Here is a 24,664-nt window from a genome sequence, read left to right on the forward strand (position 1 = left end):
GGTGGAGCTGCATGACAAAGTCATCGGGCATTATCTGAACATAAAACACTATCAATAAGTTGGAGTCATTACCGGCGTCATTAATAGCTTTAAAACCATCAAGATCCATAAACATTAGCGCGAAGCGTGAATCTTCGCGGTTGGCCTTATGTATGGCCTGGTCAAGACGATCTTCAAGCAAGATACGGTTGGGCAAACGCGTCAGCGTATCGTGCAAGGCGAGCTGCGCCAGTTCGCGATTCGCCTCGGCAAGGGAAGAGGCGAGCAGCGAAGTGCGGGCTTGCAGACGGGCATCAAACATGGAAACCAGCAGCGTGATGCCCAGAATGAATAGCGTCACCATGATAACCAACACCGCCAGCCAGTCAGTGTTGACGCCGCTGTGCATATCATGGGTGTCGTGAGGAAAATGAGCCGCCATCATGCCGGTGTAGTGCATTCCTGCAATAGCGATGCCCATGACTATCGCCGCGCCTGCGCGCAGCAACGCCATCTGGCCGCCATCACGGCGCAAATGAAAGGTTAGCCATAAAGCCGCGACCGAAGCCAGCAGCGCTATCGCCACAGAAAGCGCGACCCAGTGCCAGCTCCAGATAATTCCCGGCTGCACCAGCAATGCGGCCATACCGGTGTAATGCATCGCCGCGATGCCGCAGCCCAGCGCCAGCGAGCCTGGCAGCAGGCGGGAGGCTTTTAACTGATTGCCGCAAACCAGCCAGAGCGCAAAAAAAGAGGAGCCTATCGCAATCAGCATGGAGATGCCGGTAATAAGCGGATCGTAGCTAAGCGAAACAGGTAAATTCATGGCGAGCATACCGATAAAGTGCATCGCCCAGATGCCTATTCCCATCGCTATACTGCCGCCGACAAGCCAGACGCGCGCTGCCGTGCCGCTGCTGGTGGTGACTCTGGTCGCCATGTTCAGTGCGGTATAAGAAGCCAGAATGGCGACAATAAAAGAAATTACAACCAGGGCCTGGTCATAATGGCTAACCAGCATGGCGTTGTTATCCATAAGGGTCACAGCGTCTCGTAGCGCTAAATAAAAGAAACAGACATTGAGGAAAGCGCCGACATTATCATTGCCGCAAAAGGCGGGGAAGTGATTTAAGGCCCTTATTTTCAGATGGATTTGATAGATATTGCTAAAGGTTACGCTGCGCTGTGTAAAAAAATAAAATATATAATACAGGCAGCGTAATTTTATAAATTATCGAGGTGAGGAATGAGGAGAGTCAGCCTGATTAACGCTTTCGGCAAGTGGGGCGAGTAAGACCTTAACGATCTCGTAACGTGCTTCAGGCGTAAGGTAGTAAAACGCAGCAGAGGGTAAACGAGGTTCTGCATCCCAGCCGCGTTTCAGCGCGTTAAGCCAGCTATCAATATTTCTCATGATTTGCCTCCTTAGCAATGTAATAAGGCTAGGCCTGACAAACCCGGAATAATAGTGATGGTTTAGCTTAAAACTGTTCCGTATTTTTTACTGACCAACAAAAAAGGCGCTTCCCCATGCCGGTCAGCGCCTTTTTATTCAGCCATTCACTAAGCGAACTTAGTTCATGCCATATTTTTTCAATTTCTTACGCAGCGTGCCGCGGTTGATACCCATCATCAGCGCCGCGCGGGTCTGGTTACCGCGGGTGTATTGCATCACCATGTCCAACAGGGGCTGTTCTACTTCAGCCAGTACCAGCTCGTAGAGGTCGTTCACATCCTGACCATTCAATTGAGCAAAATAGTTCTTCAGTGCCTGTTTTACCGAGTCACGCAGGGGCTTTTGAGTCACCTGGTCCTGGGAGTTAACGGTAGAAACGGTCAGTACGTCAGAATTTACGCGTTGTTCGAACATAGTTCTGTCAGCTCTTTATTTCTGTTTACGCAAAATTTTCGAAGTATGCCTCCAACGCCTCCAGCTGTTCGCTGGCGTCTTCAATGGCGTTGAATGTGCGCCGAAACTGGTCATCCGGAGCATGTTCCTGGAGATACCAGGAAACGTGTTTACGCGCGATTCGGTACCCTTTTGCCTGGCCGTAAAAGTCATGCAGTTCCCGAACGTGCGCGCAAAGCAAGCGCTTTACCTCTGCCAGCGGCAGGGGGGGCAGCAACTCTCCAGTGTCCAGATAGTGCTGGATTTCCCGAAAGATCCAGGGTCTTCCCTGAGCGGCTCGTCCTATCATCAGGGCATCCGCCCCTGTATAGTCGAGCACTGCTCTGGCTTTAAGCGGGTCAGTAATGTCGCCATTCGCGATAACCGGAATGGAAACTTTCTGCTTAACTGTCCGAATGCTGTCGTATTCCGCGTTACCCTGAAACAGACAGGCGCGTGTACGGCCGTGAATGGTCAGCGCCTGAATACCACAATCTTCAGCCAATTGGGCAATCTCTGCACAGTTACGATTTGCCGGATCCCAGCCGGTGCGAATCTTCAGCGTTACGGGAACGTCCACTGCGTTTACTACCGCGGTAAGGATAGACTTCACCAAATCCGGGTATTGCAGCAGGGCAGAACCCGCCAGCTTGCGATTCACTTTTTTAGCCGGGCAGCCCATATTGATATCAATAATCTGGGCGCCGCTTTCAACGTTAATCCGTGCCGCTTCCGCCATCTCTTCCGGCACGCTGCCTGCAATCTGCACGGTGCGAATGCCGGGCTCATCTACATGGACCATCCGCAAACGGGATTTGTCGCTCGCCCAAACTTCCGGGTTAGAGGACATCATCTCCGAAACGGTTAACCCTGCTCCCATCTCGTAACACAGCGTCCTGAAAGGTCTGTCAGTGATGCCAGCCATCGGTGCTGCAATCAGGCGATTTCTGAGCTGGTGGTGTCCAATGCGCATGAGTTAAGAAATGACCATACTGTGCCTGCAAGGCGGCGTATATTACGCATTTTTTGCACGAGATGAAAGGCCAAACTTTGAACAATCGGCTGTTATAGATCAAAGAACAGGCGATGGGAAAAGTTCATCCCGATAATAATGCTTATAAATCATTTGGTTATTTGTATGGTTTAAATCTTAATTTCTTACGTTTGGCTTATAAGTTCTTTCATTTCGTCGGCTTTGCCACACGAAGGAAAGGGTCTTTTTGGCGGTTTTACAGCCGTTTAAAAGGTGTTTAGTGCGGAGTAACTCACATTTTAAAGAAAATAATTCGTGAAAAAGGGCGAGACGCAGCGTCTCGCCACAAGCGCATTATTCCTCAATAATCACGCGTCCATGGGCCGACTGGACCGGACGGTTGTTGTCGTGGTGCATGACGGATTTGAACTTATCAAGCTGTGCCAGGGAAAGGGTAAGCGGCTGCTTAAGCACAAGCCAGGTAACCCCTTCAGAGCAGGGGGGCGTAGTAAGCGAACCGCTAAAGCGATAATGCGTTTTATCTTCAGGAAGCAGTTTATTGATGTCCACACGGCTGTTCAGCGGCTGGCTGACTTCCGCTTTTGCCGGCATCGCCTGCCAGAGCTTTTCCAGTTCGCTGTTAGCTTGTCCGGTTTCAAACATCACGGCCACCACGGCAATTTCGCCAGCAGCGTTTTTATGCACCAGATGCATCTCCATCGCATAGTGTTTACCGTGTAGCGTGTTTTCACCTGGCGCGTGAAAGTGGAACTGCTGAAGCGTAAACGTCTCGCCGTCAACAGTCAGCGTATCCTGCGTATTCCCGGTTACGCTCGCCTGGATCGTATGGCCATTGTTCAGGATCGCGTTCGGTCCGTCGGTATAATGCGTTTTTAGCGGGTTCGGCTGCGCTTTAACAGTACGATCAATATCCACAGGCGACTGGTTCATCCCCTTCTGGCAAAGCGAATACTGCGGATCCAGTTCGCCCCAGTGTTCCGGCGCCCCTTCGCCTTCATAACTCCAGTGTGACGCCATAGCCATGGCGGGCAGCATGCTCAGAGCGAGCAGCGCTGATTTGATGTGCGTAGTCATAAAAATATTCTCTAAATAAATACTTCAATAGGTTAAATTCATGAAACTTATAATTTCACCCAGTAATTATAGGTGTTAAAGCGAAGGGGCGATGAATAAAAAAAGCGAAGCGAGGAAAGGCTGAAGGGAAACGGCGCAGGGCAGACCTGCGCCGGAATATCACTGTTTAATGCCGGTAATGCGGCACCACTCTTCTTTTTCAATAACCGGGTCGAGAACGAAAGTATCGGCGTAGGCTTCGCACACGCTTTGCGCCTGGCTTGCCAGAATACCTGAAAGCCCGAGCAGCCCGCCTTTAACCGGCAGCACGCTGATAAGCGGCGCCAGTTCGCGCAGCGGGCCTGCCAGGATGTTGGCAACGACTACATCGGCCTGCATATCGGCAGGCTGATCTTGCGGCAAATAGAGCTCAAGACGGTCGGAAACCTCGTTGCGCTCAGCGTTGTCGCGGCTTGCCTGAATCGCCTGCGGATCGATATCAATGCCAATGGCTTTTGCCGCGCCAAGCTTCAGCGCGGCGATGGCGAGAATGCCGGAGCCGCATCCGAAATCGATAACCGTCTTACCCGCTAAATCAAGGCCATCAAGCCATTGCAAACACAAAGAGGTGGTCGGGTGGGTGCCGGTGCCAAAAGCGAGTCCCGGGTCGAGCATCACGTTTACCGCGTTCTCATCCGGTACCGGACGCCAGCTCGGGCAGATCCACAGCCGTTCGCCAAAGCGCATCGGGTGGAAGTTATCCATCCACTCGCGCTCCCAGTCTTTATCTTCAAGCTGCTCGATTTTATGGCGGAAGCCTGCGCCGAGCAGCGGATGATTCTCCAGAATCGCTACAACTTCCTGCATGTCGGTTTCGGCATCGTAAAGGCCGATGACGTCGGTATCGCCCCACAGGCGGGTTTCGCCAGGCAGCGGTTCGAACACCGGCGTATCGTGCGTATCCTGGAAGGTAATGGATACTGCGCCGCTTTCCATCAGCGCATCGCTCAGCTCTTCGGCATTCGCTCCGGTAGTATTAATTTTCAGTTGGATCCATGGCATGGCAAAACTCTTTATTTATCAACAGATGAAACGGCTGCGGCTTGCGCGACAGGGCGACCAAAGCGGTTGCCCATAAGGAAAGCCAGCAGACTTAAAAGCAGGGACGGCACAATCGGATGAAAACCCAGATACTGTATTTTTAGCGTAGCCAAAAACGCGTACAGCACGGCGCCGACTATCATGGCGCACAGCGCGCCGGCGGCATTTGCGCGTTCCCAGTAAAGACCCAATACCAGCGGCCACAGGAAAACCGCTTCCAGGCCGCCAAAGGCCAGCAGATTAAGCCAGATGATCATTTCCGGCGGCCGCCACGCCGCTAGCAGCAGCAGGGCGCTCAGAATAAGCGTAATGACGGATGACATTCGCTTAAGCCGTTTTTCATTATGGATCTGATCCGGGCGCAGATTCAGCCAGAGATCTTTCACGATCGTCGCAGAAGACTGCAAGAGCTGCGCGTTAATAGTCGACATAATCGCCGCCATCGGCGCTGCCAGAAAGATCCCGGCAGCGACTGGCGGTAGCACCGTTACCATTAGGGTAGGGATAACCAAATCCGGCACTTTCAGATCGGGCAAGACGGCGCGGCCCAGCGCGCCTGCGAGATGCATGCCCAGCATCAGCACCGCCACTACAATGGTGCCGAGAATAATGCCGCGGTGCACCGCTTTGCTGTCTTTGTAAGAGATACAGCGTACCGCCGTATGCGGCAGCCCGATGACGCCGAAGCAAACCAGTACCCAGAAAGAGGCCATAAAAGATGGCGAGAGGATATCCTCCGCCCCCTGCGGCGTGACAAGTTTCGGGTCGATATGCTGTAATTTTTCAACCGCGCTGTGCAGGCCGCCCGCGGCGTGAACAATCCCCACCAGCAGCAAAATTGTTCCAAGCAGCATGACCAGACCCTGCATGGCGTCGTTAAGCACGCTGGCGCGAAAGCCGCCGAACGCGGTGTAAAGCGCAATGCTGATGCCAAAAATCAGTAAACCGGTTTCGTAAGGGATCCCCGCCGCCGTCTCCAGCAAGCGAGCGCCGCCGATAAACTGCACCGCCATGGCGCCGATAAAAGCTACCAGCAGGCTCAGGCTGGCAAGCCATACCAGCAACCGGCTCTGATAGCGCGCATAAAGCATGTCGTTAAGGGTAACGGCGTTATAGCGGCGAGCGAGAATAGCGAATTTTTTGCCCAGAATGCCCAGCGAAAGCCAGACGGCGGGCAACTGAATCATCGCCAGCAATACCCAGCCAAGCCCATATTTATAAGCGGCGCCCGGGCCACCGATAAACGAACTGGCGCTGATATATGTCGCCGTTAACGTCATCGCCAGCACAAAGCCGCCCATGGATCGGCTGCCGAGGAAGTATTCGTTAAGGAAGTTTCCCGTGGCGCGTTTGCGCATGGCGTAAAGCGACAGGCCGAACACCACCAGCAAATAGGCGACAAGAGGAAGGATCACTTCATGCTGCATCGTTATCCTCCAGCGGGATATCACGATAAATGTATTTCACCATCAGCCAGCAGAGCAGAATAAACAGCAGCGGCACCAGCAGGCAGGCCATTTCGAACCAGTGCGGAAGGCCCGTTATGCCTGTAGCGGAATCTGGTAAGTAAGCAGCCACTAACCATGCGGCGAGATAGAGAAGGGTCAGCCACAGCGCCCAGCGCGCCTCTTTATGGGCCTGAACAAAACGGTTGTCCATTTTTATCCCTTGTGACGTAAGAAAGCGGCGATTGTACCGCAGCAGCAGGGGGAGGCGACAAAAAATAAAGGCCAGCAAAAGCTGGCCTTTTCACAGTAAACCGGGCTTATTTTTCCTGTAGGCCCAGTTTTTTCTCCAGATAGTGGATGTTGGTGCCACCATGCTGGAAGTTTTCATCGTTCATGATGCGCGTTTGCAGATCAACGTTGGTTTTGATGCCGTCGATGATTAGTTCCTGTAGCGCGTTCCTCATGCGGGCAATTGCCACGTCACGGTTTTCACCGTAGCAGATGAGTTTGCCGATCATGGAATCGTAATACGGCGGAACCGTGTAGCCCGCGTAAATGTGCGATTCCCAACGCACGCCAAAGCCGCCCGGCGCATGGAAACGCGTGATTTTGCCAGGGCTTGGCAGGAAGGTGTTCGGGTCTTCGGCGTTAATACGGCATTCTACCGCGTGGCCTTTAATGGTGACCTCTTCCTGCTTAATGGAAAGCGGCTGGCCTGCTGCGATACGCAGCTGCTCTTTGATCAGGTCTACGCCGGTGATCATCTCGGTAACCGGGTGTTCTACCTGGATACGGGTGTTCATCTCAATGAAATAGAACTCGCCGTTTTCAAACAGGAACTCGAACGTACCCGCACCGCGATAGCCGATATCCACGCACGCTTTCGCGCAGCGCTCGCCGATGTAACGACGCAGTTCCGGAGTAATGCCCGGCGCTGGCGCCTCTTCCACCACTTTCTGGTGGCGGCGCTGCATGGAGCAGTCGCGCTCTGCCAGATAGATAGCGTTGCCCTGGCCGTCCGCCAGCACCTGAATCTCGATGTGGCGCGGGTTTTCCAGGTATTTTTCCATGTAGACCATGTCGTTGTTGAAAGCAGCTTTCGCTTCCGCACGGGTCATGGAGATGGATTGCGCCAGATCGGCGTCGCTGCGCACTACGCGCATGCCGCGACCGCCGCCGCCGCCGGAGGCTTTGATAATCACCGGGTAGCCGATGCGTTTCGCATGGGCGCGGTTTTTATCCATATCGTCGCCCAGCGGGCCGTCAGAGCCTGGCACCGTCGGCACGCCCGCTTTTTTCATCGCGGTGATAGCCGACACTTTATCGCCCATCAGGCGGATGGTGTCTGCTTTCGGGCCGATGAAGATAAAGCCGGAACGCTCTACCTGCTCGGCGAAGTTCGCGTTCTCAGACAGGAAGCCGTAACCCGGGTGAATCGCTACCGCGCCGGTAATTTCAGCGGCGGAGATGATAGCCGGGATGTTCAGATAGCTTTTTACTGACGGCGCCGGACCGATACATACGGTCTCATCCGCCAGCAGTACGTGTTTCAGATCGCGGTCCGCGCTGGAGTGCACAGCGACGGTCTTGATGCCCAGCTCTTTACAGGCACGAAGAATACGCAGTGCAATCTCGCCACGGTTAGCGATAACAATTTTATCCAGCATGTTCGCCTCGTTATTCGATGACAACCAGCGGCTCGTCAAACTCTACCGGCTGACCGCTTTCGACCAGAATCGCTTTTACAACGCCAGCTTTATCAGCTTCGATCTGGTTCATCATTTTCATCGCTTCAACGATGCACAGGGTGTCGCCCACGTTGACTTTCTGGCCTACTTCTACAAACGCTTTCGCGTCCGGGCTTGGGGTACGATAGAAGGTACCAACCATTGGGGAACGTACGATGTGACCACTGACTTCCGCTGCGGCTGGCGCTTCCATTGCCGGCGCGGTTGCCGGTGCGACAGCAGTAGACAGCGCAGGCTGCGGTTGCGGCGCATACATCGGCGCAGCATAAGCCTGCTGCATTACCGGAATGCCCGCATTGGCCGGCGCGCGGCTGATGCGTACAGACTCTTCGCCTTCAGAAATTTCCAGTTCAGCGATGCCTGATTCTTCAACCAGCTCGATCAGTTTTTTAATCTTACGAATATCCATGAGTGGGTTCCGTACTCTTTGTTTAGTGTGATTGTGACAGGCGTTTTACCGCCGTCTGTAGTGCATAGCTATAGCCGTCAGCGCCGAATCCGCAGATAACGCCAGCAGCGACATCCGAAAGGTATGAATGGTGCCGGAACGGCTCGCGGGCGTGCACATTGCTGAGATGGATCTCGATAAACGGGATACTCACCGCCAGCAGCGCATCACGCAGCGCGACGCTGGTATGCGTAAAAGCGGCCGGATTAATCAGGATATAGTCGACGTTGTCTTTAGCCTGATGAATACGGTCGATAAGCGCATATTCCGCGTTAGATTGCAGGTGATCGAGCGAAACATTTAGCGATTCAGCTTGCGCCTGAAGGCCGCTCACAATCTCATCCAGCGTCTGTTTGCCATACTTCTCGGGCTCACGGGTGCCGAGCATATTAAGGTTTGGGCCGTTCAAAAGCAAAATCTGAAATTTGTTCGCCATCGTGACGCTATCTCCTGCAATTCTCCGGTAAAAAACAAAATATACCTTCGTTGCGAGGTTGTCACCCTTAACGCCATTAAAATGGCCGGGCGAAAAACCAAAGTCGCACATTATAACGATTTCGTAGCAATTGGCAGCTAAATACTGGTCTTATCAGGGAAGATTATCAACCGGTATCAGCCAATCGATACCGGTTGATAACAGAAGTGGGGTAAATCGCACAGAACGCGGCTTTATCGCAACCACTGGCGAAACTTCTTATAGCGCCATGCCAGCAGTACAACTGCCATCAGCGCATAAATCAGCGGTTGCGGCGAGAGGATCTTTACCGACCACAGATAGTGAATGGGCGCCAGGATCGCAACAAGATAGACAAAGTTGTGCAAAGTTTGCCAGCGACGCCCTAGTTTACGCTGCGCCGCCTGGGTTGACGTAAACGCCAGCGCCAGCAAGATCAGCCAGCTGATAATGCCGAGCGTTAAATAAGGGCGGCTGACCAACTCCTGCCCGAGTAGCGCAAGGTTATTAATGCCCAGCTCAAGCAGCGAATAGCTAATAAGATGAAGCGTGGCCCAGGCAAAACACCATAATCCCAGCAGGCGTCGCGTGCGAATAAGCAGCGGTTGCTTCAGTAAGCGCGTCAGCGGCGTAACCAACAGCGTGGCGAGGAGCAGCTTCAGCGCCATCCGTCCGGTAAAATGCTGTATATCTTTGGCCGGATCGGCGCTGAAATAGCCCTGGCTTGCGGCATAAAAGAGCCAAACCAGCGGTAAAAAAGCGGCCAGATGCAGCGCCACTTTCAGCCAGACAATCTGTTTTGCCGTCAGACGCACTTAGAAATTCTCCCGTAGATCGAGTCCTTTATAGAGCGAAGCCACCTCGTCGGCGTAACCATTGAACAGAAGCGTCGGCTGTCGCTTCACGTCAAGCACGCCGCCTGAGCCAATAACCCGTTCGCTGGCCTGCGACCAGCGCGGGTGATCAACATGCGGATTCACGTTCGCATAAAAGCCATATTCGTCCGGCGCAGAGAGGTTCCAGGTGGTCGGCGGGCGCTCACGGGTCAGCTTGATGCTGACAATCGATTTGATGCCTTTGAAACCATATTTCCACGGCACGGTAAGCCGCACCGGCGCGCCGTTTTGCGGCGGCAACGCTTTGCCGTAGACGCCGACAGTAAGCATCGTCAACGGGTGCATCGCTTCATCTATTCGCAGCCCTTCAACATAGGGGTAATCCAGCCCGCCGCCGATAAAGCGGTCTTTCTGGCCCGGCATCTGTTCAGGCGCATAAAGGGTGGTGAACGCGACATATTTCGCCGCGCTGGTGGGTTCGACTTTTTTCAACAAGCTGGCGAGCGGGAAACCTATCCACGGCACCACCATCGACCAGGCCTCTACGCAGCGCATCCGGTAAATACGCTCCTCCAGCGGGAACAGCTTATGTAAATCGTCATGATCGAGCGTCAGCGGCTTCGCCACTTCGCCATCAATGGTGAGTTTCCAGGGGGTCGTCTGCAAAGCGCCGGCATTGGCGGCCGGGTCCGCTTTATCCAGCCCGAATTCGTAGAAGTTGTTATAGCCGGTGACTTTATCTTCCGGCGTGAGCGGCAGCTTCGCCTGCCACTGCGCGGGCCTGGTGAAATCCAGAGGCTGGCCGGCAGGCGCTTTCGGCCTGTCGTTGCCCTTGAACCAGTCCAGCAAATCCGCCTGGGCGACAGGAGGAAGCGAAAGCGCGGCGGCGCTGATACCCAGCGTTTTTAACACCTGGCGACGCTGCATAAAGAAAGCCGATTCGGCAGTGACATCGGCTTCCGTTAAATGGCTGACTTTTTTCATGACCGACTCTCTGGTGATACGAAATAAAGCTAAGCCTTAATCATGACAGGGAGTCGGTCAGCCTGCGAGGCATGCGGTTAAAATTGTGTAAAAAAATCTCTTACTTAATCTTTACCAGCGTACGGCCCTGCGCGGCGTTATTCATAATGGCTTCGGCGAATTTCGGCGCGTCCGCCAGCACGATTTCCGTGGCGCTTTGTTCGTAGAAGTCCGCAGGCAGATCCTGCGCCAGACGCTCCCAGGCCTGTACGCGGCGCGCCGCAGGCGTCATCACGGAATCGACGCCTTGCAGACGAACGTTACGTAAAATAAACGGCATGACCGTGGTCGGCAGCGCGAAACCGCCCGCCAGGCCGCAGGCCGCCACGCAGCCGCCGTAATTCATCTGCGCCAGCACTTTCGCCAGCACTTTGTCGCCTACGGTATCCACGGCGCCAGCCCAGAGCTGTTTTTCCAGCGGTCGGCTCTCGGCAAACTCGTCGCGGCTAACAATACGGCTTGCGCCGAGGCGTTTAAGATAGTCATGCGTGCTTTCACGACCGCTTACCGCCGCTACCTGATACCCCAGCTTGTGCAGCAGCGCTACCGCCGTGCTGCCAACGCCGCCGCTTGCGCCTGTTACCACCACTTCGCCGCTTTCCGGGCGGACGCCTGCTTCTTCAAGCGCCATCACGCACAGCATGGCGGTAAAGCCCGCGGTGCCGACAATCATCGCCTTACGGCCATCGAGCCCTGTTGGCATCGGCACCAGCCAGTCGCCTTTAACGCGCGCCATGTCGGCCAGCCCGCCCCAGTGGTTTTCGCCGACGCCCCAGCCGGTAAGCAGTACAGACTGGCCGGTGTGAAAACGCGGATCTTCGCTTTTACGCACGGTGCCTGCGAAATCAATGCCTGGCACCATGGGGAAATTACGGATGATTTTCCCCTTACCGGTAATGGCCAGCGCATCTTTATAGTTCAGGCTTGACCAGTCGATATCGACCGTTACGTCGCCCTGCGGCAGGGCGCTTTCATCAAGGGGCTTAATAGCGGCGAGCGTCTTCCCGTCCTGTTGTTCAAGAATCAAAGCCTGCATGCATTACTCCTCATTGGATCGCTGAAGATTGGAAAAAAAACTCTGAAGACTATACTCGCATATTGAAACGCTATGCCGACTTATCGCAAGAAAACCTCTGAACGCCCCGCCATGTTTGGTAGCATGCGCGACGGCCTTTTGTAGTTAGCGCTTACTATTACCTGGCAACGGTATTTTGCTGCGCCGTTTCGCTCGTACCATCAACCAACGGAGTTAACACAAGGATGCGATTAACGACGAAATTTTCTGCCTTTGTCACCCTGCTGACGGGGCTTGCCATCCTTGTCACGCTGCTGGGATGTTCGCTGAGTTTCTTTAATTCGATACAACAAAAAGTCGCCTCCCGCGTGGCGTCAGTCGCGTCTATTATCGATAACGACCTGGTTAGCCATTCGCCTGAAGCGCTGATGCATCGGCTGGACGAACTCATGGTGCCGGTCGATATCGTACGCATCGACTTCAACAGCGGCGCTGGCATGTTGTACAGCCATACGCGGGCGCAGAGCTATCGTCCGGCAGGCATTCAGCATCAGTATCGCAGCCTTGAGGTGCCGCTGATTAAACATCCTGGCATGTCGTTGAAGCTGACCTGGCAGGATCCGCTCGCTAACTACTATCGCTCCTTACTGACCACCGCGCCGCTGACTATTGCTATCGGTTTTATGGTGATCGTCATTTTCTTCGCGGTGCGCTGGCTTAAGCGCCAGCTTGCGGGGCAAGAGCTGCTGGAAACCCGCGCGGCCCGCATTCTCAACGGCGAGCGCGGCGTGCGCGTGCGCGGCAGCGTGCATGAATGGCCGACGCACGTCAGTAGCGCGCTCGATGTGCTGCTGTCAGAGCTTCAAAGCGCGGGCGAGCAGCGCAGCCGCATGGATACCCTTATTCGTTCTTATGCCGCACAGGATGTAAAAACCGGTCTCAGCAACCGGCTCTTTTTCGATAACCAACTGGCGACGCTGCTTGAGGATCAGGAAAAGGTCGGCACGCACGGGGTCGTCATGATGATCCGCCTGCCCGATTTCGACATGTTGCGTGACAGCTGGGGCAAAACAGCGGTGGAAAACTACCTCTTCACGCTCATTAATATGCTTTCCACCTTCGTCATGCGTTACCCCGGCGCGCTGCTGGCGCGCTATTTTCGCAGCGACTTCACCGTATTGTTGCCGCATCGCACCCTTAAGGAGGCGGACAGCATCGCCAGCCAGTTGCTCAACGCGGTTGATTCCTTGCCGCCCACCCGCATGCTTGACCGCAATGATATGTTGCACATCGGCATTTGCGCCTGGCGCAGCGGACAGACGACCGAACAGGTGATGGAGCATGCGGAAGTGGCAACCCGCAATGCCGTGCTGCAAGGGGGGAACGGCTGGGCGGTTTATGACAACTCGCTGCCGGAGAAGGGACGGGGCAACGTACGCTGGCGAACCTTGCTGGAAAGCGTGCTGCAACGCGGCGGCCCGCGCATTTATCAAAAACCCGCGGTGCTGCGCGACGGACGCGTGCACCACCGGGAGCTGCTGTGCCGGATTTTCGATGGCGAAGAAGAGGTGCTGGCGGCGGAATACATGCCGATGGTGCAGGCGTTTGGCCTGGCCGAGCAATATGACCGCCAGATAGTGGCGCGCGTCATGCCGTTTTTGCGTTTTTGGCCGGATGAAACGCTGGCCGTGCCGCTCACCGTTGAGTCGCTCATACGCCCGCCGTTCCAGCGCTGGCTGCGCGATACCCTGATGCAGTGTGAAAAATCGCAACGAATGCGCATTCTTTTTGAACTTGCTGAGGCAGATGTTTGTCAACACATCAGCCGCTTACAACCCGCTGTGCGGTTAATCAAAGCGCTGGGCGTTCGCATTGCGGTCGCGCAGGCGGGGTTAACCGTGGTGAGTACGGCTTATATTAAGGAGCTGGATGTGGAGATCATTAAGCTGCATCCGGGTCTGGTGAAAGGCATTGAAAAGCGCACTGAAAACCAGCTTTTCGCTCAGAGTCTGGTCGAGGCGTGCAACGGTACGCAAACCCGGGTTTTCGCTACTGGCATAAGAACCCGTAGCGAATGGCAGACCCTGGTGGAAAGGGGCGTGGCAGGCGGGCAGGGCGATTTTTTTGCCGCTTCCCAACCCCTCGATACAAGCGTGAAAAAATATTCGCAAAGATATTCGGTTTAGCCTGCCGTTTAATTTGTTTTCACGTAGAATAACGCGCGCTGCATCTCAAGGGGGCGAGCGTGCCTGCCGGCCGGATTGTCGCAGCATAACGAAGCCAGTTTTGTCTTCCTGCGCGTTTTATTTTATCCGCTCCGAAGCGCTCGCTTTTCAGCGAGCAGGCTGAGCGAGAGACGGTGAAGCGCAGGAGTCGAAAACTGCACTATTTTTCACCGATGCAGAACGTTTTTGCGCCTTGTCGCTGCATCGTGTGGTTGGTAAAGTAAGCGGATTTTATTTTTCCGCCCCAGCTTTCAGGATTATCCCTCAGTATGTTGAAAAAATTTCGTGGCATGTTTTCCAATGACCTGTCCATTGACCTGGGTACCGCGAATACCCTCATTTACGTAAAAGGACAAGGCATCGTGTTGAATGAGCCGTCCGTTGTGGCCATTCGTCAGGATCGTGCCGGCTCGCCGAAGAGCGTGGCTGCCGTGGGTCATGAAGCGAAACAGATGCTGGGCCGTACGCCGGGCAACATCGCCGCCATTCGCCCGATGAAAGACGGCGTTATCGCCGACTTCTTTGTTACCGAAAAAATGTTACAGCACTTCATCAAGCAGGTGCATAGCAACAGCTTTATGCGTCCGAGCCCGCGTGTGCTGGTGTGCGTGCCGGTTGGCGCGACCCAGGTTGAGCGTCGCGCCATCCGCGAATCCGCTCAGGGCGCCGGCGCCCGCGAAGTTTTCCTGATTGAAGAGCCGATGGCCGCCGCAATTGGCGCGGGCCTGCCGGTTTCCGAAGCGACCGGCTCCATGGTTGTGGATATCGGCGGCGGCACCACCGAAGTGGCCGTTATCTCCCTGAACGGCGTGGTCTATTCCTCTTCTGTTCGCATCGGCGGCGACCGCTTCGACGAAGCTATCATTAATTATGTACGTCGCAACTACGGCTCCCTGATTGGTGAAGCGACCGCTGAGCGCATCAAGCATGAGATCGGCTCCGCCTATCCGGGCGATGAAGTGCGCGAAATCGAAGTTCGCGGCCGTAACCTGGCCGAGGGCGTGCCGCGCGGTTTCACCCTCAACTCCAACGAAATCCTCGAAGCGTTGCAGGAACCGCTGACCGGCATCGTCAGCGCGGTAATGGTAGCGCTGGAACAGTGCCCGCCGGAACTCGCATCCGACATTTCCGAGCGTGGTATGGTGCTCACCGGTGGTGGCGCACTGCTGCGTAACCTTGACCGCCTGCTAATGGAAGAGACCGGCATTCCGGTCGTGGTGGCGGAAGATCCGTTGACCTGCGTGGCGCGCGGCGGCGGCAAGGCCCTGGAAATGATCGACATGCACGGCGGCGACTTGTTCAGCGAAGAGTAACAGCCGCAAGCAAGGGCAACTCCGGTTGCCCTTCTTGTTGGTTTGGGAATACGCATAGCCTATGAAGCCAATTTTTAGCCGTGGCCCGTCGCTACAGATTCGCCTTATTCTGGCGGTGCTGGTTGCGCTTGGTGTCATTATCGCCGACAGCCGCCTCGGTACGTTCAGCCAGATCCGAACGTACATGGATACCGCCGTCAGCCCTTTCTACTTTGTCTCTAACGGTCCCCGTGAATTGCTTGACAGCGTGTCGCAAACGCTCGCTTCGCGGGATCAGCTTGAACTCGAAAACCGGGCGCTGCGCCAGGAACTGCTGCTGAAAAACAGCGAGTTGCTGATGCTTGGGCAATACAAGCAAGAAAACTCGCGCCTGCGCGAACTGCTTGGCTCGCCGCTGCGTCAGGATGAACAAAAAATGGTCACGCAAGTGATCTCGACGGTAAACGACCCGTACAGCGATCAGGTGGTTATCGATAAGGGCAGCATTAACGGCGTTTATGAAGGCCAGCCGGTTATCAGCGACAAAGGCGTGGTCGGCCAGGTTATCGCGGTGGCGAAACTGACCAGCCGCGTGCTGCTGATTTGCGATGCTACCCATGCGCTGCCAATTCAGGTGCTGCGTAACGATATCCGCGTTATCGCCGCCGGCAACGGCTGTACGGATGATTTACAGCTGGAGCATCTGCCAGCCAACACCGATATTCGCGTAGGCGACGTGCTGGTGACGTCGGGACTTGGCGGCCGCTTCCCTGAAGGGTATCCGGTGGGCGTGGTTTCGTCAGTCAGACTGGATACCCAGCGCGCGTATACGGTTATCCAGGCGCGCCCGACCGCGGGACTGCAACGCCTGCGTTATCTGCTGCTGCTGTGGGGGGCCGATCGTCAGGGCGCTAACCCGATGACGCCGGAAGAGGTGCATCGCGTGGCGAATGAACGCCTGATGCAGATGATGCCGCAGGTGTTGCCTTCGCCGGATGCGATGGGGCCGCCTGCGCCCGTGCCAGCCCCCGCGACCGGCATCGCCACGCCTGCCGGCGGCAACGCCACGCCTGCCCCAGGCGCGGCGGCTCCCGCTTCCTCTTCTGACGTGGCGCCAGCCGCCCGGGGAGGACCGTAGTGGGAAGCTATCGTAGCCAGGGACGCTGGGTCATCTGGCTCTCTTTCCTTGTCGCGCTGCTGTTGCAGGTCATGCCCTGGCCGGATGACATTCTGGTCTACCGGCCAAACTGGGTATTATTGATTCTGCTTTACTGGATCCTGGCGTTGCCGCATCGCGTAAATGTCGGCACGGGTTTTGTGATGGGTGCCATACTGGATCTCATCAGTGGGTCGACGCTCGGCGTACGCGCGCTGTCGATGAGCATCATCGCTTACCTGGTCGCGCTGAAATTTCAGCTTTTCCGTAACCTGGCGCTCTGGCAGCAGGCGCTGGTTATTATGTTGCTCTCGCTGGCGGCCGATATTATTGTTTTCTGGGCAGAGTTTTTGGTTATCAATGTCTCTTTCAGACCAGAAGTGTTCTGGAGCAGCGTCGTGAACGGCGTACTCTGGCCCTGGCTTTTCCTGTTGATGCGCAAAATCCGTCAACAGTTTGCGGTGCAATAAGGGTTTTTATGACTGCGGTTTATCTCGCCTCTGGTTCGCCTCGTCGTCAGGAACTGCTCGCTCAGTTGGGCGTGACGTTCGAACGTCTCATCACCGGCCTTGAAGAAGTGCGCCGTGAAAACGAAAGCGCGCAGCATTATGTCTCGCGTCTGGCGCGGGAAAAAGCGCAGGCGGGCGTTGCAAAGGCGCCGCTCGATTTACCGGTGCTTGGCGCGGATACTATCGTCATCCTTAACGGCGAAGTGCTGGAAAAACCGCAAGATAAAGCGCATGCCCGCGCCATGCTACGCCAGCTTTCCGGCCAGACTCATCAGGTGATGACCGCGGTCGCGGTAGCGGATAAACGGCAGGTCATGGATTGCCTGGTGGTGACGGAAGTGACATTCCGCGCGCTGTCTGAGGCGGATATCAACGCTTATGTCGCAAGCGGCGAACCCATGGATAAAGCGGGTGCGTATGGCATTCAGGGGCTGGGCGGCTGCTTTGTCAGAAAGATCAACGGCAGCTATCACGCCGTGGTTGGTTTGCCGCTGGTCGAGACGTATGAACTGCTGAGCAATTTTAACGCCCTGCGTGAGGGATGAGGAAAAAATGACGGCTGAACTGTTAGTCAATGTAACCCCTTCGGAAACCCGGGTGGCGTATATCGATGGCGGTATTTTGCAGGAGATCCACATTGAGCGCGAAGCGCGCCGCGGGATCGTAGGCAATATCTACAAAGGTCGGGTGAGTCGCGTTCTGCCGGGAATGCAGGCGGCATTTGTAGATATTGGCCTCGATAAAGCCGCGTTTTTACACGCCTCAGACATAATGCCGCACACGGAGTGCGTGGCGGGCGAAGAGCAAAAAAACTTCACCGTGCGCGATATCTCCGAGCTGGTTCGTCAGGGCCAGGATCTCATGGTGCAGGTGGTGAAAGACCCGCTTGGCACCAAAGGCGCGCGCCTTACTACGGATATTACGCTGCCTTCCCGTTATCTGGTCTTTATGCCTGGCGCGTCGCACGTAGGCGTTTCCCAACGCATTGAGAGCGAAAACGAGCGCGAGCGGCTGAAAAAAATCGTCGCCGACTACTGCGATGAGCAAGGCGGATTTATTATCCGCACCGCGGCGGAAGGGGTATGCGAGGCGGATCTCGCCTCCGACGCCGCTTACCTCAAGCGCGTGTGGACCAAGGTGATGGAGCGCAAAAAGCGCAATCAGACCCGCTATCAGCTCTATGGCGAGCTGGCGTTGGCCCAGCGCGTGCTGCGCGATTTCGCCGTCGCGCAGCTTGACCGCATTCGCGTCGATTCACGTCTCACTTATGAAATGCTGCTGGAATTTACCGCGGAATATATGCCGGAAATGACCAGCAAGCTGGAGCACTACAGCGGCAAGCAGCCTATCTTCGATCTTTACGATGTGGAGAACGAAATACAGCGCGCCCTGGAGCGCAAGGTTGAGCTGAAGTCCGGCGGTTATTTGATAATCGACCAGACGGAAGCGATGACCACTATCGATATCAACACCGGCGCGTTTGTCGGCCACCGCAACCTCGACGACACCATCTTTAACACCAATATCGAGGCGACGCAGGCGATTGCGCGCCAGCTGCGGTTACGCAACCTGGGCGGCATTATCATCATCGACTTTATCGATATGAATAATGAAGATCACCGCCGTCGCGTGCTGCATTCGCTGGAGCAGGCGCTCAGCAAAGACCGGGTAAAAACCAGCATCAACGGTTTTTCACAACTGGGGCTGGTGGAGATGACCCGCAAGCGCACCCGCGAAAGCATTGAGCACGTACTTTGTAATGATTGCCCAACCTGTCACGGACGCGGTACGGTAAAAACCGTCGAAACCGTCTGCTATGAAATCATGCGTGAAATTGTGCGCGTGCATCATGCGTATGATTCCGACCGCTTCCTGGTTTATGCTTCTCCGGCTGTGGCGGAAGCGTTAAAAGGCGAGGAGTCGCACGCGCTGGCGGAAGTGGAGATTTTCGTCGGCAAGCAGGTGAAGGTGCAAATTGAACCGCTCTACAACCAGGAGCAGTTCGACGTGGTAATGATGTAACGCACGGCGGCTTCGCAAACAGAGAGTACCGCTACGGCGGATGACAAGGAGAGAAGGGTGAGGCGACTGCCGGGCATTTTGCTACTCACAGCCGCAACGTTAATCGTTATTGTCGCACTGCTGGTGAGTGGCCTGCGGCTCGTGTTGCCTCATCTGGACAGCTGGCGCCCGGCGCTGCTGGGAAAAATTGAAGCGGCGACCGGCATGCCGGTAGAGATCCGAGCGGTTGAGGCTTCATGGCAAAATTTCGGTCCAACCCTTGAAGCGCAGGATATCAGCGCGGGCCTGAAAGATGGCGGCGAACTGAGCATCAAACGCGTTACGCTGGCGCTCGACGTCTGGCAAAGCCTGCTGCACCTGCGCTGGCAGTTTCGCGATCTCACCTTTTATCAGCTTCACTTTCGCACCAATACGCCGTTTCAGCAGGATCAAAGCCGCGAAAAGCTGGAAACCAGCAAATTCACCGATCTCTTCTTTCGTCAGTTCGATCATTTCGATCTGCGCGACAGCACCATCAGCTTTATCACCCTTTCAGGCCAGCGCGCCGAACTGGCTGTGCCGCAATTAACCTGGGTAAACGGCAAAAATCGTCACCGCGCCGAGGGCCAGGTCAGCCTTTCAAGCTTTACCGGCCAGCATGGCGTTATGCAGGTGCGTATGGACTTACGCGACGACAACGGGCTGCTTAACAACGGCACGGTCTGGATGCAGGCCGATGATGTCGACGTTAAACCCTGGCTGAGCCAGTGGATGAACGAAAACGTGGCGCTGGATACCGCGAAGTTCAGCCTGGCGGCCTGGATGACGTTGAAAGATGGCGCTATCGCAGGCGGCGATCTCTGGCTGAAAAAAGGCGGCGCCAGCTGGCAGGGCGGCGGCGAAGCCACGCACCGTCTGTCGGTCGACAACCTGACCGCGCACGTGACGAAGCAGCAGGGCGGCTGGCAATTCGCCATCCCCGCCACCAATATCGCCATCGATGATAAACCCTGGCCGCGCGGCGCGCTGACGCTTGCGTGGATCCCGGCGCAGGATGTCGGCGGCGCGGGCAATACGCGAAGCGATGAATTACGCGTTCGGGCAAGTAACCTTGAGCTCAGCGGGCTGGATGGCCTGCTGCCGCTTGCCGCGAAATTTTCGCCCGCGCTTGGTGAAGTCTGGGCCAGCACGCAGCCGCACGGCTATCTGGAATCCGTGGCGCTGGATATCCCTTTGCAGGCCGCTAACAAAACTCGCTTTCAGGGCAACTGGAAAAACCTCTCCTGGAAACAGTGGAAGCTGCTGCCGGGAGCCGATCACTTTTCCGGTTCGCTCTCCGGCAGCCTTGAACATGGGCGGCTACAGGCGCAGTTAGCCGACAGCAAAATGCCGTACGAAACCGTGTTTCGCGCGCCGTTGGAAATTAAAAACGGCGTCGCGACGCTGGAGTGGCAAAAAGATGCAACCGGCTTTACGCTGGACGGCAAAAATATCGACGTGCAGGCGCATTCGCTCTGGGCGCATGGCGATTTTCGCTGGCAGCAGCTTGCCGGGCAGCAACCGTGGCTCTCTATTCTTGCGGGTATTCGCACCGGGGACGGCAAACAGGCCTGGCGCTACTTCCCGGAAAATCTGATGGGCAAATATCTGGTGGATTACCTGAGCGGCGCGATCCAGGGCGGTCAGGTCGATAACGCCACGCTGGTCTATGCCGGTAACCCGCACCACTTTCCTTATAAGCAAAACGACGGACAGTTCCAGGTTTATGTTCCCCTGCATAATGCGAAATACGCTTTCCAGCCCGGGTGGCCAGCGCTGGAGAACTTCGACATCGAGCTCGATTTTCGCAACGACGGGCTTTGGATGTCGGCCCCCGAAGTCAATCTCGGCGGCGTAAAAGGGCGCCATGTCGAAGCCGTCATACCGGACTATTCGCAGGACCGGCTCTTTATTGACGCCGATATCGCCGGGCCAGGCAAAGCCGTCGGGCCTTACTTCCAGCAGACGCCATTAAACGACTCGCTTGCCGCTACGCTTGAAGAACTCCAGCTCGACGGCGATGTGAATGCTCGCTTACATCTTGATATCCCGCTTGATGGCGAGCAGGTAACCGCAAAAGGCGATGTGGCGCTGAACAATAACTCGCTTTTCATCAAGCCGCTGGACAGCACGCTGCATAACCTTTCCGGCAAATTCAGCTTCGTTAACGGCAATCTCAAAAGCGAGCCGCTGCGCGCCACCTGGTTTAATCAACCGCTGAATGTCGATTTTTCCACCGAAGAGGGCAAGAAAGCCTATGACGTGGCGGTAAACATGAACGGCAACTGGCAGCCAACCGGCACCGGTCTGCTGCCGGAGCCGGTAAATAAAGCGCTCAGCGGCAGCGTGCCGTGGCAGGGTAAGGTTGCCATTACGCTGCCTTATCGCGGCAGCGCCAGTTATAAAGTCGATGTGAATGGCGATCTGAAAAATGTTAGTAGCCGCTTACCTTCACCGGCGGACAAACCCGCGGGCGCGCCGTTGCCCTTTAAGGTTAACGTGAACGGCGATCTGAAAAGCTTCGCGCTAACTGGCAATGTCGGAAAAGAAAGCCATTTCAACAGCCGTTGGCTGCTTAACCAGAAGCTGACTCTCGACCGCGCCATCTGGGCTTCTGATAGCCAGACCGTGCCGCCGCTGCCGGAAAACGCGGGCGTGGAGCTTAACCTGCCGGCTCTGGACGGGGCGCAGTGGCTGGCGCTCTTTAACCAGGGCGCGGCGGACAAAGTCAGCAGCGCAACGCGGTTTCCAGAAAGCGTGACGCTGCGTACGCCTTCGCTTGCGTTAGGCGGCCAGCAGTGGAACAACCTCAGCATTCAGATGCGCCCAACGCTGTCGGGCAAAGAGGTCAGCGCGCAGGGCCGGGAAATTAACGGCACGCTGGCGATGCGCGATAACGCGCCGTGGCAGGCGAATATTCACTACCTTTACTTTAACCCTGCCGCCAGTAAAAACAGCGGCTCGTCAAAAGCCGCTTCGCCGCTTGCAGGTATGGAGCGTATAGATTTCAGCGGCTGGCCAGACCTTCAGTTGCGCTGCGCCGAGTGCTGGCTGTGGGGGCAAAAATATGGCCGCATCGATGGCGATTTTAACGTGCGCGGAAATACGCTTGCGCTTACCGGCGGCCTGCTTGATACCGGCTTTGCCCGGCTGACCGCCCAGGGTGAATGGGTTAACAAACCGGGCGAGCTTCGCACGTCGCTCAAAGGCACGCTGAAAGGACAAAAGCTTGACGCCGCGACCAGTTTCTTTGGGCTGACCACGCCGCTGCAAGGTTCCTCTTTCAATGTGGATTATGACCTGCACTGGCGCGACGAACCCTGGCAACCGGACGAGGCGTCGCTGAACGGCATCCTTCATACCCGGCTGGGCAAAGGACAAATCGCCGATCTCGGCACCGGCCACGCCGGTCAGCTGTTGCGCCTGTTAAGCTTCGACGCGCTGCTGCGCAAGCTGCGCTTTGATTTCAGCGACACCTTCGGCGACGGCTTCTATTACGATTCCATTCGCAGCACCGCCTGGATAAAAGACGGCGTGCTGCATACCGACGATATGCTGATCGATGGGCTTGAAGCGGATATCGCCATGAAAGGCTCGGTCGATCTTCCTCGCCGTCGTCTTAATATGGAAGCGGTCGTGGCGCCGGAAATTTCCGCCACCGTCGGCGTGGCGACGGCCTTTGCGGTAAACCCTATCGTGGGTGCGGCGGTTTTTGCCGCCAGCAAAGTGCTCGGCCCGGTATGGAGTAAAATCTCCGTGCTGCGCTACCAGATAACCGGCCCTCTCGATAAACCGCAAATTAATGAAGTGCTGCGCCAGCCGCGGGCAAATAAGGCGCAATGATTTGACGCGGACAATGAATTGCCGCAAGCTCGATAGATATCACCATTGTCCTCGCCCGTCAGGGCGTAAGTCAGAAGAGTAGCGAAACGATGAGTCTGAACCTGGTAACTGAGCAACTGCTGTCTGCGAATGGCCTGAATCATCAGGATCTGTTTTCCATCCTTGGCCAGCTGTCTGAACGTCGTCTCGATTACGGCGACCTCTATTTTCAGTCCAGCTACCATGAATCCTGGGTTTTAGAAGACCGCATCATTAAAGACGGCTCGTGGAATATCGACCAGGGCGTCGGCGTGCGGGCGATCAGCGGCGAGAAAACCGGTTTCGCCTATGCTGACCAGATAAGCCGCCTGGCGCTGGAGCAAAGCGCAGGCGCGGCGCGCAGCATTGTGCGCGAAATGGGCGAAGGGCGTTCGCATACCCTGGGCGCGGTAGAACATAAATCGCTCTATACCTCGCACGACCCGCTGCAAAGCATGAGCCGGGAAGAGAAGCTTGAGATCCTCAAGCGTGTAGACAAGGCGGCTCGCGCCGCCGATACCCGCGTCCAGGAAGTGACCGCCAGCCTCACCGGCGTCTATGAGCTTATCCTGGTGGCGGCGACCGACGGTACGCTGGCGGCAGACGTTCGCCCGCTGGTGCGCTTATCGGTTAGCGTGCTGGTGGAGGAGAGCGGCAAGCGCGAGCGCGGCTCCAGCGGCGGCGGCGGCCGTTTCGGTTACGACTGGTTCCTTGAAGAAGAAGATGGCGACGTGCGCGCCGATGCGTGGGCGAAAGAGGCGGTGCGCATGGCGCTGGTTAACCTTTCCGCCGTTGCGGCGCCGGCTGGCACTCTGCCGGTGGTATTAGGCGCAGGCTGGCCTGGCGTACTGCTGCATGAAGCGGTGGGCCATGGTCTGGAAGGCGACTTCAACCGTCGCGGCACCTCTGTCTTCAGTGGACAGATGGGCCAACTGGTGGCTTCCGAACTCTGTACCGTAGTGGACGACGGCACCATGATGAACCGTCGCGGCTCGCTTTCGGTTGATGATGAAGGCGTGCCCGGCCAGTACAACGTGCTGATTGAAAACGGCGTGCTGAAAGGTTACATGCAGGACAAGCTCAACGCGCGCCTGATGGGCGTGGCGCCAACCGGCAACGGCCGTCGCGAGTCTTACGCGCATCTGCCGATGCCGCGTATGACCAACACCTATATGCTGGCAGGCAAATCCACGCCGCAGGAGATTATTGAATCGGTCGAGTATGGCATTTTCGCGCCAAACTTCGGCGGCGGCCAGGTAGATATCACCTCCGGCAAGTTCGTTTTCTCGACGTCAGAAGCTTATCTGATTGAAAAAGGGAAAGTGACGAAGCCGGTGAAAGGCGCGACCCTGATTGGCTCCGGCATCGAGGCGATGCAGCAGATCTCCATGGTCGGCAACGATCTGGCGCTGGATAACGGCGTGGGCGTCTGCGGCAAAGAGGGGCAGAGCCTGCCGGTAGGCGTGGGTCAGCCGACGCTGAAAGTGGATAAACTGACGGTAGGCGGCACAGCGTAAACCACGCGCGCAGGGCTCAATAACAAGGGGATACGTTTTAACGTATCCCCTTTTTTTAATCAGCGACCAGTAAACCT

At 56.1% G+C, this 24,664-nt stretch carries 22 protein-coding genes and 1 pseudogene; 9 read left to right on the top strand and 14 right to left on the bottom strand.

Features of this window, described 5'->3' with window-relative positions; genetic code table 11:
* Position 1: 1 nt before the first annotated feature.
* Entirely contained in the window at positions 2-58 is a 57-nt protein-coding gene (locus DW56_RS23075; RefSeq protein WP_003032489.1) for an IS1 family transposase, read from the top strand.
* A 15-nt stretch (positions 59-73) separates the two neighbouring features.
* Here the strand turns inward: DW56_RS23075 and DW56_RS00040 are convergent.
* The 14 genes and pseudogenes from DW56_RS00040 to acuI form a co-directional block, all read right to left on the bottom strand.
* Positions 74-1,000: pseudogene (locus tag DW56_RS00040) on the bottom strand (MHYT domain-containing protein); the annotation flags it as partial.
* A gap of 210 nt (positions 1,001-1,210) precedes the next feature.
* Positions 1,211-1,393, bottom strand: coding sequence for a hypothetical protein (locus DW56_RS22225; RefSeq protein ID WP_139152804.1), 183 nt, complete (start codon positions 1,391-1,393; stop codon positions 1,211-1,213).
* Positions 1,394-1,552: 159 nt separating this feature from the next.
* A complete protein-coding gene (gene fis / locus DW56_RS00045; RefSeq protein ID WP_000462905.1) occupies positions 1,553-1,849 on the bottom strand; it encodes a DNA-binding transcriptional regulator Fis in 297 nt (98 codons plus the stop codon).
* 25 nt (positions 1,850-1,874) lie between these two features.
* A complete protein-coding gene (dusB, locus tag DW56_RS00050; protein WP_024552363.1) occupies positions 1,875-2,840 on the bottom strand; it encodes a tRNA dihydrouridine synthase DusB in 966 nt (321 codons plus the stop codon).
* A 354-nt stretch (positions 2,841-3,194) separates the two neighbouring features.
* Positions 3,195-3,935 carry a carbonic anhydrase gene (locus tag DW56_RS00055; RefSeq protein ID WP_024552364.1) on the bottom strand — a complete coding sequence of 247 codons (741 nt, stop codon included), beginning with the start codon at positions 3,933-3,935 and terminating at the stop codon, positions 3,195-3,197.
* Positions 3,936-4,094: 159 nt separating this feature from the next.
* Positions 4,095-4,976 (bottom strand): 50S ribosomal protein L11 methyltransferase, encoded by an 882-nt coding sequence (gene prmA / locus DW56_RS00060; RefSeq protein ID WP_024552365.1) that lies wholly within the window; start codon positions 4,974-4,976, stop codon positions 4,095-4,097.
* 11 nt (positions 4,977-4,987) lie between these two features.
* Positions 4,988-6,442 (bottom strand): sodium/pantothenate symporter, encoded by a 1,455-nt coding sequence (panF, locus tag DW56_RS00065; protein WP_024552366.1) that lies wholly within the window; start codon positions 6,440-6,442, stop codon positions 4,988-4,990.
* On the bottom strand, positions 6,432-6,674 hold the full coding sequence (locus tag DW56_RS00070; RefSeq protein WP_024552367.1) for a YhdT family protein: 243 nt from the start codon (positions 6,672-6,674) through the stop codon (positions 6,432-6,434). Before DW56_RS00070 ends, panF begins: the two co-directional genes overlap by 11 nt.
* A 106-nt stretch (positions 6,675-6,780) precedes the next feature.
* Positions 6,781-8,130 (bottom strand): acetyl-CoA carboxylase biotin carboxylase subunit, encoded by a 1,350-nt coding sequence (gene accC / locus DW56_RS00075; RefSeq protein ID WP_024552368.1) that lies wholly within the window; start codon positions 8,128-8,130, stop codon positions 6,781-6,783.
* 10 nt (positions 8,131-8,140) lie between these two features.
* Positions 8,141-8,620: an acetyl-CoA carboxylase biotin carboxyl carrier protein gene (gene accB, locus DW56_RS00080; protein ID WP_024552369.1), complete on the bottom strand. Its 480-nt coding sequence runs from the start codon at positions 8,618-8,620 to the stop codon at positions 8,141-8,143.
* Positions 8,621-8,642: 22 nt separating this feature from the next.
* Positions 8,643-9,095 (bottom strand): type II 3-dehydroquinate dehydratase, encoded by a 453-nt coding sequence (gene aroQ / locus DW56_RS00085; RefSeq protein ID WP_024552370.1) that lies wholly within the window; start codon positions 9,093-9,095, stop codon positions 8,643-8,645.
* Between the two features lie 233 nt (positions 9,096-9,328).
* On the bottom strand, positions 9,329-9,928 hold the full coding sequence (gene msrQ / locus DW56_RS00090; RefSeq protein WP_024552371.1) for a protein-methionine-sulfoxide reductase heme-binding subunit MsrQ: 600 nt from the start codon (positions 9,926-9,928) through the stop codon (positions 9,329-9,331).
* Positions 9,929-10,933 carry a protein-methionine-sulfoxide reductase catalytic subunit MsrP gene (gene msrP / locus DW56_RS00095; RefSeq protein WP_024552372.1) on the bottom strand — a complete coding sequence of 335 codons (1,005 nt, stop codon included), beginning with the start codon at positions 10,931-10,933 and terminating at the stop codon, positions 9,929-9,931.
* 100 nt (positions 10,934-11,033) lie between these two features.
* Positions 11,034-12,008 (bottom strand): acrylyl-CoA reductase (NADPH), encoded by a 975-nt coding sequence (gene acuI, locus DW56_RS00100; RefSeq protein ID WP_024552373.1) that lies wholly within the window; start codon positions 12,006-12,008, stop codon positions 11,034-11,036.
* Between the two features lie 224 nt (positions 12,009-12,232).
* Here acuI and csrD point away from each other — a divergent pair, with 224 nt between their 5' ends.
* The 8 genes from csrD (at position 12,233) to tldD (ending at position 24,587) form a co-directional block, all read left to right on the top strand.
* A complete protein-coding gene (gene csrD / locus DW56_RS00105) occupies positions 12,233-14,173 on the top strand; it encodes an RNase E specificity factor CsrD (protein ID WP_024562170.1) in 1,941 nt (646 codons plus the stop codon).
* 308 nt (positions 14,174-14,481) lie between these two features.
* Positions 14,482-15,525: a rod shape-determining protein MreB gene (mreB, locus tag DW56_RS00110; protein WP_006818047.1), complete on the top strand. Its 1,044-nt coding sequence runs from the start codon at positions 14,482-14,484 to the stop codon at positions 15,523-15,525.
* A 61-nt stretch (positions 15,526-15,586) separates the two neighbouring features.
* Positions 15,587-16,642: a rod shape-determining protein MreC gene (gene mreC / locus DW56_RS00115; protein WP_024552375.1), complete on the top strand. Its 1,056-nt coding sequence runs from the start codon at positions 15,587-15,589 to the stop codon at positions 16,640-16,642.
* Positions 16,642-17,130 carry a rod shape-determining protein MreD gene (gene mreD / locus DW56_RS00120; protein WP_024552376.1) on the top strand — a complete coding sequence of 163 codons (489 nt, stop codon included), beginning with the start codon at positions 16,642-16,644 and terminating at the stop codon, positions 17,128-17,130. Before mreC ends, mreD begins: the two co-directional genes overlap by 1 nt.
* An 8-nt stretch (positions 17,131-17,138) precedes the next feature.
* On the top strand, positions 17,139-17,714 hold the full coding sequence (locus DW56_RS00125; protein ID WP_029697455.1) for a Maf family protein: 576 nt from the start codon (positions 17,139-17,141) through the stop codon (positions 17,712-17,714).
* A gap of 7 nt (positions 17,715-17,721) precedes the next feature.
* Positions 17,722-19,191 (top strand): ribonuclease G, encoded by a 1,470-nt coding sequence (rng, locus tag DW56_RS00130; protein ID WP_024552377.1) that lies wholly within the window; start codon positions 17,722-17,724, stop codon positions 19,189-19,191.
* Between the two features lie 57 nt (positions 19,192-19,248).
* Positions 19,249-23,052 (top strand): AsmA2 domain-containing protein YhdP, encoded by a 3,804-nt coding sequence (gene yhdP / locus DW56_RS00135; RefSeq protein WP_024562171.1) that lies wholly within the window; start codon positions 19,249-19,251, stop codon positions 23,050-23,052.
* Positions 23,053-23,141: 89 nt separating this feature from the next.
* Entirely contained in the window at positions 23,142-24,587 is a 1,446-nt protein-coding gene (gene tldD / locus DW56_RS00140; RefSeq protein ID WP_024555073.1) for a metalloprotease TldD, read from the top strand.
* Positions 24,588-24,664 lie beyond the last annotated feature (77 nt).

The organism is Franconibacter helveticus LMG 23732 (genome assembly GCF_000463115.2).
GTDB lineage: Bacteria > Pseudomonadota > Gammaproteobacteria > Enterobacterales > Enterobacteriaceae > Franconibacter > Franconibacter helveticus.